General features: G+C 69.5%; 7 protein-coding genes. 6 read left to right on the top strand and 1 reads right to left on the bottom strand.

Going from position 1 to position 8,669, the window contains the following annotated elements; translation table 11 throughout:
* Positions 1 to 720 (bottom strand): IclR family transcriptional regulator (locus tag C5F48_RS19695; RefSeq protein ID WP_258186538.1); only part of this gene is annotated, 720 nt, incomplete at its 3' end.
* 138 nt (positions 721 to 858) lie between these two features.
* Here C5F48_RS19695 and C5F48_RS19690 point away from each other — a divergent pair.
* From C5F48_RS19690 to C5F48_RS19665, 6 genes are all read left to right on the top strand, one after another.
* On the top strand, positions 859 to 2,370 hold the full coding sequence (locus C5F48_RS19690) for a M81 family metallopeptidase (RefSeq protein WP_107665510.1): 1,512 nt from the start codon (positions 859 to 861) through the stop codon (positions 2,368 to 2,370).
* A gap of 50 nt (positions 2,371 to 2,420) precedes the next feature.
* Positions 2,421 to 3,986, top strand: a complete 1,566-nt coding sequence (locus C5F48_RS19685) for an ABC transporter substrate-binding protein (RefSeq protein WP_107665509.1) — start codon at positions 2,421 to 2,423, stop codon at positions 3,984 to 3,986.
* Between the two features lie 55 nt (positions 3,987 to 4,041).
* On the top strand, positions 4,042 to 4,983 hold the full coding sequence (locus C5F48_RS19680) for an ABC transporter permease (protein WP_107665508.1): 942 nt from the start codon (positions 4,042 to 4,044) through the stop codon (positions 4,981 to 4,983).
* Positions 4,983 to 5,858 carry an ABC transporter permease gene (locus tag C5F48_RS19675; protein WP_107665507.1) on the top strand — a complete coding sequence of 292 codons (876 nt, stop codon included), beginning with the start codon at positions 4,983 to 4,985 and terminating at the stop codon, positions 5,856 to 5,858. The genes C5F48_RS19680 and C5F48_RS19675 overlap by 1 nt, the downstream gene beginning before the upstream one ends.
* Positions 5,859 to 5,862: 4 nt before the next feature.
* Entirely contained in the window at positions 5,863 to 7,536 is a 1,674-nt protein-coding gene (locus tag C5F48_RS19670) for an ABC transporter ATP-binding protein (protein ID WP_107665506.1), read from the top strand.
* Positions 7,520 to 8,669 (top strand): M20 aminoacylase family protein (locus C5F48_RS19665; RefSeq protein ID WP_258186537.1); only part of this gene is annotated, 1,150 nt, incomplete at its 3' end. The genes C5F48_RS19670 and C5F48_RS19665, both read left to right, overlap by 17 nt.

Here is an 8,669-nt window from a genome sequence, read left to right as displayed (position 1 = left end):
CGCCTCGGCGGCGAGCGGGGCGACGCTGCGGCGGAAGCCCTCCGCGTCCCATTCGGCCAGCGAGGCGGCAATGTGGATCGCCGCCACCGGCCTGCCCTGCGCGTCGGGGATCGCCACGCCGAGCGCCACCTCCCCCATGAGGATCTGCTCCAGCGCCAGCGCGTGTCCGTCCTCGCGGGCGCGCTCGATCTCGGCGCGGATCCGCCGCGGGTCGGTGATGGTCCGCGGGGTCAGTTGCTCGAACCGGGCGTTGGCGAGCAGCGCGTCGACCTCGGCCGGCGGCAGCATGGCCATCACCGCCCAACCGCCGGAGGTGCAGCTGGTCGGCACGCTGTTGCCGACCAGCGTGGCGAAGAAGGTCTCGCGCTTGCTCTGCATCCGCGCCGCGTAGATCATCCGCTGGCCGTCGAACAGCGACAGGTCGACCCGCTCGCGCACGTTGCGGCGCAGTTCCAGCAGCACCGGGCTGGCGCGGCGGACCAGCGGGTTCAGCCGCAGGTAGTCATGCGCCAGATCGAGGATCGGCAGGTCCAGCCGGAAGCCGCGCCCGTCCTCGGCCAGCGTCAGGTAGCCCAGCTTGCGGAAGGTATGCACCAGCCGCTGCGCCGCGCTGCGGGTGAGTCCGGTGCGCGCGGCGATCTGGGTCAGGGTCAGCGGCCGGTCAGCGGCGTTGAACGCTTCCAGAACGCTCATTCCGCGGGCAAGGGATTGGATGAACAAGGCATCTTCCCCGCCTGACCCAAGGTCAGCCTGTCTTTCGCGCTGCATGGCCTCTCCGGCGTTGACATCATTGAAACCGTCCCAATACACTCATCATGCAATGCAACCGTATCGGATAGCAATACACTGCAGGACATCATGCCGCATATCAGACCACCGCGCATCGCTCTCGCTGGATTCGTCCACGAGAGCAACTCCTTCGCGCCGAGCGCGGCCGACTTGGCGGCCTTCGAGCAGGGCGGCGGCTACCTGCCGCTCAGCCGGGGCGGGCAGATCCTGGAGCGGGCGCGCGACGTGAACCTGCCGATCGCCGGCGCCATTAGCCATGCCGAGCGGCAGGGCTGGCAGCTGGCGCCGCTGCTCTGGGCCGCGGCCGTGCCCTCGGCCCCGGTCACCGCAGAGTGCTTCAAGGTCATCTCCGACGAGATCGTCGAGGGCCTGCGGCAGGCCGGGACGCTGGACGGGGTGTTCCTCGACCTGCATGGCGCGATGGTGGCCGAGGGTGCGCCCGACGGCGAGGGGGCGCTGCTGGCCCGGGTGCGCGAGGTGGTGGGGCCCGACGTGCCGATCGTCGCGGCGCTGGACCTGCATGGCAACATCAGCCCGCTGATGGTCGCGATGGCCGACCGGCTGGTGGGCTTCCGGACCTATCCGCATGTCGACATGGCCGAGACCGGCGCGCGCGCCGCGGCGGAGCTGGGCCGGCTGCTGGACGGCGCGGCAAATGCCAAGGCGTTCCGGCAGCTGGATTTCCTGATCCCGATCGCCTGGCAGTCGACCATGGGGCAGCCGGCGGCGGGGCTCTACGACCTCGTGGCGGCCGCCGATGCCGAAGGGGCCTGCGCCTCGTTCTTCATGGGTTTCCCGGCCGCCGATTTCGTCGATTGCCGGCCCTCGGTCATCGCCTATGCTGGCGACCAGGCAGAGGCCGATGCGCTGGCCGACCGTCTGACGCAGGCGGTGCGGCAGTCCGAGCCCGCCTTTCAGGGCCGGTCCTATGGCCCGCTGGAAGGGGTGCGCGAGGCGCAGCGGCTGGCGGCGACAGCGGCTCGCCCGGTGGTCCTCGCCGACACCCAGGACAATCCCGGCGCCGGCGGCGATTCCGACACCACCGGCATGCTGCGCGCCCTGGTCGAGGCCGGCGCCGAACGCGCGGCTATCGGCCTGATCACCGATCCGGAGGCCGCGGCGGCGGCCCATGCCGCCGGCGAGGGCGCGACGCTGGAGCTGTCCCTGGGCGGCCGGTCGGGCATTCCCGGCGACGCGCCCTTCACCGCAAGCTTCACCGTCGAGCGGCTGTCCGACGGCCGGTGCCACGCCACCGGGCCCTATTATGGCGGGGCGCGGATGCAGCTTGGCCCCAGCGCCTGCCTGCGGCTCGGTGGGGTGCGCATCGCGGTCGCCTCGGAGAAGGCGCAGATGGCCGACCGCGAGATGTTCCGCTTCCTCGGCATCGAACCCGAGACCGAGGCCATCCTGGTGGTGAAGAGCTCGGTGCATTTCCGCGCCGATTTCGCCCCCATCGCCGAGGCCATCCTGGCCTGCACCGCGCCGGGCCCGATGCCGATCAGCCCGGCCAGCCTGCCGTTCCGTCACCTGCACCCCGGTCTCAGGCTAGAGCCAGGCGGCGCCCCCTTCCGTTCCCCGTGAAAGGTTGACGCCAAGATCAACCAGCGGTTCACCCCGACAGAGAGGACATCATGTTCAACCGACTGACAGCGACCCTTCTCGCCTCGACCCTGCTGACCGGCACGGCCTGGGCCGAAACCACGATCAAGGCGGTGATGCATTCCGGCCTGCGCGTGCTGGATCCGGTGATCACCACCGCGCATATCACCCGCAACCATGCCTACATGATCTACGACGTGCTGATCGCGCAGGATTCCGAATTCCAGCCGCAGCCGCAGATGGCCGACTGGACCGTGTCGGACGACAAGCTGACCTACACCTTCACCCTGCGCGACGGGCTCAGCTTCCATGACGGCGCGCCGGTGACGGCGGCGGACGCCGTGGCCTCGCTGCAGCGTTGGGCGCAGAAGGACGCGGGCGGCCAGATCATCATGGACCGCACCGCCAGCCTCGAGTCGACGGATGACAAGACCATCACCTGGATGCTGACCGAGCCCTTCGTGCCGATGCTCGACGTGCTCTCCAAGCAATCGGCGCTGCCGCCCTTCATCATGCCGGCCCGCGTCGCCGCGACCTCGGCCGACGAGGCGATCACCGACTACACCGGCTCGGGCCCGTTCCGCTTCGTCGAGGCCGAGTTCCAGCCCGGCCTTACCGTGGTCTACGAGAAGTTCGACGATTACGTGCCGCGCGAGGAGCCCGCCGACTGGATGGCCGGCGGCAAGGTGGTGAATGTCGACCGGGTCGAGTGGGTCAACATGCCCGACGTGCAGACCGCGGTGAACGCGCTGTCGGGCGGCGAGATCGACTATATCGAGGCGATGCAGGTCGACCTGATCCCGCTGCTGGAGGGCGACCCGAACATCGTGGTGGAGACCCGCGAGCCGACCGGGATGCAGACCATGGTGCGGATGAACTTCCTGCACCCGCCCTTCGACAACCAGGAGGTCCGCCAGGCGGCGCTGAAGGCAATCCAGCAGGAGCCGGTGCTGGCCGCGATGGTCGGCAACCCCGACTACTACCAGGTCTGCGGCGCCATCCTCGGCTGCGGCACGCCGCTGGAAAGCGCCACCGGGTCGGAGACGCTGACCGAAGGCGGCGGTGCCGAGGCGGCGCGGGCCCAGCTGGAGGCGGCGGGCTACGACGGCACGCCGGTCGTGCTGATGGCCCCGACCGACATGGTGGCGCTGGCGACGCAGCCGGTCGTCGTCTCGCAGATGCTGCGCGAGGCGGGCTTCGAGGTGGAGCTGCAGCCGATGGACTGGCAGACGCTGGTCACCCGCCGCGCCAGCCAGGCCGCGCCGGCCGAGGGCGGCTGGAACGTCTTCATCACCAACTGGATGGTGCCGGAGATCTCCAACCCGATCTCGAACCCGATGCTGAACGGGCGCGGCGACGACGCCTGGTTCGGCTGGCCGACCGACGAGACCATCGAGGGGCTGAAGGAGTCCTTCATCGACGCCGCCGACGCCGAGACCCAGGTGCAGGTGGCGGGCGAGATCCAGGCCCATGCGCTGGACGCCGGTCTGCTGATCCCGCTGGGGCAGTACACCCTGCCGCAGGCGCGCCGCACCACGATCACCGAGATGATCAATTCTCCGGTGCCGGTGTTCTGGGGTCTGCAGAAGACCGAGTGATCCGGCAGGGGCGGGCCCGCGCCCGCTCCCCATCCCGTCCGATCGGAGGAACCTGATGCTGGGCTACATCCTGCGCCGCTGCCTCGCCGTCATCCCGGTGATGCTGCTGGTCGCTGTCTTCGTCTTCCTGCTGCTGCGCCTGACGCCGGGCGATCCGGCGGCGATCATCGCCGGCGACATGGCCACGCCGGCGCAGCTGGAGCGCATCCGCGAGGCCATGGGCCTGAACCAGCCGCTGCATGTGCAGTTCGCCACCTGGGTCGGGCGGCTGCTGCAGGGCGATCTCGGGGTCTCGCTGATCTCGAACACGCCGGTGGCGACGATGGTGGCCGACCGCATCGGGCCGACCCTCTCCATCGCGCTGCTGACCATCCTGATGTCGGTGGCCATGGCCGTGCCGATGGGGGTGCTGGCCGCCTGGAAGCACCGCAGCGTCGCCGATTACGCGGTGATGACCTTCTCGGTGCTCGGTTTCTCGGTTCCGGTCTTCGTCATCGGCTATCTCTTCATCCTGGTCTTCTCGCTGAAGCTGGGCTGGTTCCCGGTGCAGGGCTACAAGCCGCTCGGCGCGGGCCTCGGCGCCTTCCTGTCCAACGCCTTTCTCCCGGCGCTGACGCTGAGCACGATCTATGTCGCGCTGATCGCGCGGATGACCCGGGCCAACATGCTGGAGGTGCTGGGCGAGGATTACATCCGCACCGCCCGCGCCAAGGGCGCGCCCGAGCGCACCGTGCTGTTCCGCCACGCGCTGAAGAACGCCGCGGTGCCGATCCTCACCGTCATCGGCTCGGGCTTCGCGCTGCTGATCGGCGGCGTGGTGGTGACCGAGACCGTGTTCAACATCCCCGGCGTCGGGCGGCTGACGGTCGACGCCATCCTGGCGCGCGACTACCCGGTCATCCAGGCGATGATCCTGCTGACCAGCTTCCTCTACGTGCTGGTGAACCTGCTGATCGACCTCAGCTACAGTATCTTTGACCCGAGGATCCGTTACTGATGACACAGATCCCCCCGCCCGGCTCGGCGATGCAGCCGGTCCTGCGCGCCCTGCGCCTGCCGCAGTTCGGCCTCGGCGCCCGGCTCGCCGCCGTGGTCCTCGCCATCATCGTCGTGCTGACGCTGCTCGGCCAATGGATCGCGCCGCACGATCCGCTGACGATGAACCCGATGGCCCGGCTGCAGGGCCCGATCGAGGGCCACCCCCTCGGCACCGACAACTTCGGCCGCGACATCTTCAGCCGCGTCCTGATCGGCGGGCAGCTGTCCTTGGTCATCGGCCTCGCCACCGCGGTCGTCTCGGTGCTGCTGGGGCTGGTGATCGGCATGGTCGCGGGCTTCTTCCGCGCCGCCGACGCGATCATCATGCGGATGATGGACGCGCTGATGGCGATCCCCTCGATCCTGCTGGCCATCGCGCTGGTGGCGCTGAACGGGCCTTCGGTTGGCTCGGTCATCGCGGCGATCACCATCCCCGAGATCCCCCGCGTCGTGCGGCTGGTCCGCGCCGTGGTGCTCTCGGCGCGGGAGGAGCCCTATGTCGAGGCGGCGATCGCGCTCGGCACGCCGATGCACCGGATCCTGACGCGGCATCTGGTGCCCAACACGCTGGCCCCGCTGATCGTGCAGGGCACCTACATCCTCGCCTCCGCCATCCTGACCGAGGCGATCCTCTCCTTCCTCGGCGCGGGGGTCAGCACCGAGACCCCGACCTGGGGCAACATCATGGCCGAGGGTCGGCTGTTCTTCCGGATCAAGCCGGAACTGATCCTCTATCCCGGGATCGCGCTGTCGCTGTGTATCCTGTCGATCAACCTTCTGGGCGACGCGGCGCGCGACATGCTGGACCCGCGACTGAAGAAACGGGCGGGATAGGACCATGCTGTTCAAGACACGCAACTTCGACGCGGCGCCGGTGGTGCTGCAGGCGCAGGGCCTGACCGTCGGCCTGCCCGAGACCCCGGGCAATCCGCAGGTGCTGAAGGCCATCGACGTCACCATCCGGCAATCCGAGACGGTCTGTCTCGTGGGCGAATCCGGCTCGGGCAAGTCGGTCACCTCGCTGGCGATCATGGGGCTTCTGCCCGAGGCGTTGAAGGTGGCGGGCGGCTCGATCCGGCTGCAGGGCCGCGACCTGCTGCCGCTGAGCCAGGCGCAGATGCGCGAGCTGCGCGCGGCCAAGGTGGCGATGATCTTCCAGGAGCCGATGACTGCGCTGAACCCGGTGCTGCGCGTCGGCGACCAGATCATGGAGGTGATGGAGCTGCACACCGACATGTCGCCCGCCGCCCGCCGGGCCCGGGCCATCGAGATCATGGAGCAGGTGCATCTGCCCGACGTGGAGCGCATATTCCGCTCCTACCCGCACCAGCTTTCCGGCGGCCAGCGCCAGCGGATCATGATCGCCATGGCGCTGGTGCTGGAACCCGTGCTGCTGATCGCCGACGAGCCGACGACCGCGCTGGACGTGACCACGCAGAAGCAGATCCTCGCGCTGATCGACGAGCTGCAGCGCGACCACGGCACGGCGGTGCTGTTCATCACCCATGACATGGGCGTGGTCGCCGAGATCGCCGACACCGTCTATGTGATGAAACATGGCGAGATCGTCGAGCATGGCGCGGTGGAGACGCTGTTGCGCGACCCGCAGGCCGACTACACCCGCGCCCTGCTGAAGGCGGTGCCCAGCCTGGCGCCGCGCAACGCCCGGCCCCGCGCGGTGGAGACGGTGCTGCAGGTCGAGAAGCTGAACAAGATCTACGGCGGCGGCGGCCTCCTGAAGAAGCTGCCGCAGGCCCATGCCGCCAAGGATGTCAGCTTCGACCTGCCGCGCGGCCGGACGGTCGGCATCGTCGGCGAATCCGGGTCCGGCAAGTCCACCGTGGCGCGCTGCATCATGCGGCTGATCGACCCGAGCTCGGGGCGGATCCTGCTCGATGGCCGCGACATCGCCACCGTGTCGCGCAGCGCCCTGCGCCCGCACCGGCAGAAGCTGCAGGTGGTGTTCCAGGACCCGATGCGCTCGCTGAACCCGCGCTGGACCATCCGCGAGAGCCTGATCGAGGGGCCGCTGAACTACGGCACGCCCCGGGCCGAGGCGCTGGCCGAGGCCGCGCGGCTGATGGGCATCGTCGGCCTGCCCGAGGATGCGCTGGCGCGCTATCCGCACCAGTTCTCCGGCGGGCAGCGCCAGCGGATCGCCATCGCCCGGGCGGTGATGATGCGGCCTGACGTGCTGGTGGCGGACGAGGCCGTCTCGGCGCTGGACGTTTCGGTGCAGGCGCAGGTGCTGGACCTGCTGGACCAGCTGCAGCGCGATCTCGGCATCGCCATCGTCTTCATCACCCACGACCTGCGCGTCGCGGCGCAGATCTGCGACGAGGTGATCGTCATGCAGAGCGGGGTCGTGGTCGAGCACGGCCCCGCCGCCGAGGTGCTGGCCTCGCCGGCCCATGACTATACCCGCGCCCTGATCGACGCCGCTCCCGGTCGATCCTGGGATTTCCAGAACTTCCAAGAGATGCCGAAGGTGCCCCATGCCGAACCTGCCTGAAATCGACGCCGCCGCCGCCGAGCTGACCGCGATCTTCCGCGACCTGCACGCCCATCCCGAGATCGGCATGGAGGAGGTCCGCACCGCCGGCGTCGTCGCCGCCCGGCTGCGGGAATGGGGGCTCGACGAGGTGCACGAGGGCGTGGGCCAGACCGGCGTCGTCGGCATCCTGAAGGGCCGCGGTCAGGGCAACCGCCGCATCGGGCTGCGCGCCGACATGGACGCGCTGCCGATCCAGGAGACCACCGGTCTCGGCCATGCCTCGACGCAGCCGGGCAAGATGCATGCCTGCGGCCATGACGGGCATACGACCATGCTGCTGGGCGCGGCCCGCTATCTCGCGGCCAGCCGCAATTTCGACGGCACCGCGGTCTTCATCTTCCAACCGGCCGAGGAGGGTCTCGGCGGGGCCCGGGCGATGATCGCCGACGGGCTGTTCCAGCGCTTTCCGGTCGACGAGGTCTACGGCATGCACAACCAGCCCACCGGGCAGCCGGGGCGGGCGACGCTGTGCAAGGGGCCGGCGATGGCGGGGGCCTCGTTCTTCGACATCACCGTGACCGGCAAGGGCAGCCATGCCGCCATGCCGCAGCAGTCGCGCGATGCGCTGGTCGTGGCGTCCGGCCTCGTCGGCCAGTTCCAGACCATCCTCGGCCGCAATGTCGCGCCGCTGGATAAGGCCGTGCTGTCGGTGACCCAGATCCACGCCGGCAGCGCCTACAACGTCCTGCCCGAAACGGCGACGCTGGCGGGCACCATCCGCTTCTTCAAGCCCGAGGTGCGCGACCTGATGCAGGCCCGGATGCGCGCGATCTGCGAGGGTGCGGCGCAGGCCTTCGACCTCTCGGTCACCTGCGCCTTCCGCGAGATCTTCGACGTGCTGGTGAACGATCACGACCTGTCGGACGCCTGGACCGGGGCCGCCGCCGACATCCTGGGCCAGGAGAACGTCCGCGACGATTCCCAGCCCTTCACCGGGTCGGAGGATTTCGCTGACATGCTGCAGCTGGTGCCCGGCGCCTATGGCAACCTCGGCCATGCCGGCACCGGTGCCGCTGCACAACCCCGGCTTCGTGCTGGACGAGGCGATCCTGCCCACGGCGCCTCGATTTACGCCCGATTGATCGAGCGTC

Origin of the sequence: Cereibacter changlensis JA139 (assembly GCF_003034985.1) — a bacterium.
Classification (GTDB): Bacteria; Pseudomonadota; Alphaproteobacteria; order Rhodobacterales; family Rhodobacteraceae; genus Cereibacter; species Cereibacter changlensis.
Note: the sequence above shows the minus strand (reverse complement) of the source record. Positions and strands in the feature narration are given on the sequence as shown.

Coding starts and splice junctions, on each gene's coding strand:
- C5F48_RS19680 (WP_107665508.1), top strand. CDS start 4,042: ATGCTGGGCTACATCCTGCGCCGCTGCCTCGCCGTCATCCCGGTGATG.
- C5F48_RS19690 (WP_107665510.1), top strand. CDS start 859: ATGCCGCATATCAGACCACCGCGCATCGCTCTCGCTGGATTCGTCCAC.
- C5F48_RS19675 (WP_107665507.1), top strand. CDS start 4,983: ATGACACAGATCCCCCCGCCCGGCTCGGCGATGCAGCCGGTCCTGCGC.
- C5F48_RS19685 (WP_107665509.1), top strand. CDS start 2,421: ATGTTCAACCGACTGACAGCGACCCTTCTCGCCTCGACCCTGCTGACC.
- C5F48_RS19670 (WP_107665506.1), top strand. CDS start 5,863: ATGCTGTTCAAGACACGCAACTTCGACGCGGCGCCGGTGGTGCTGCAG.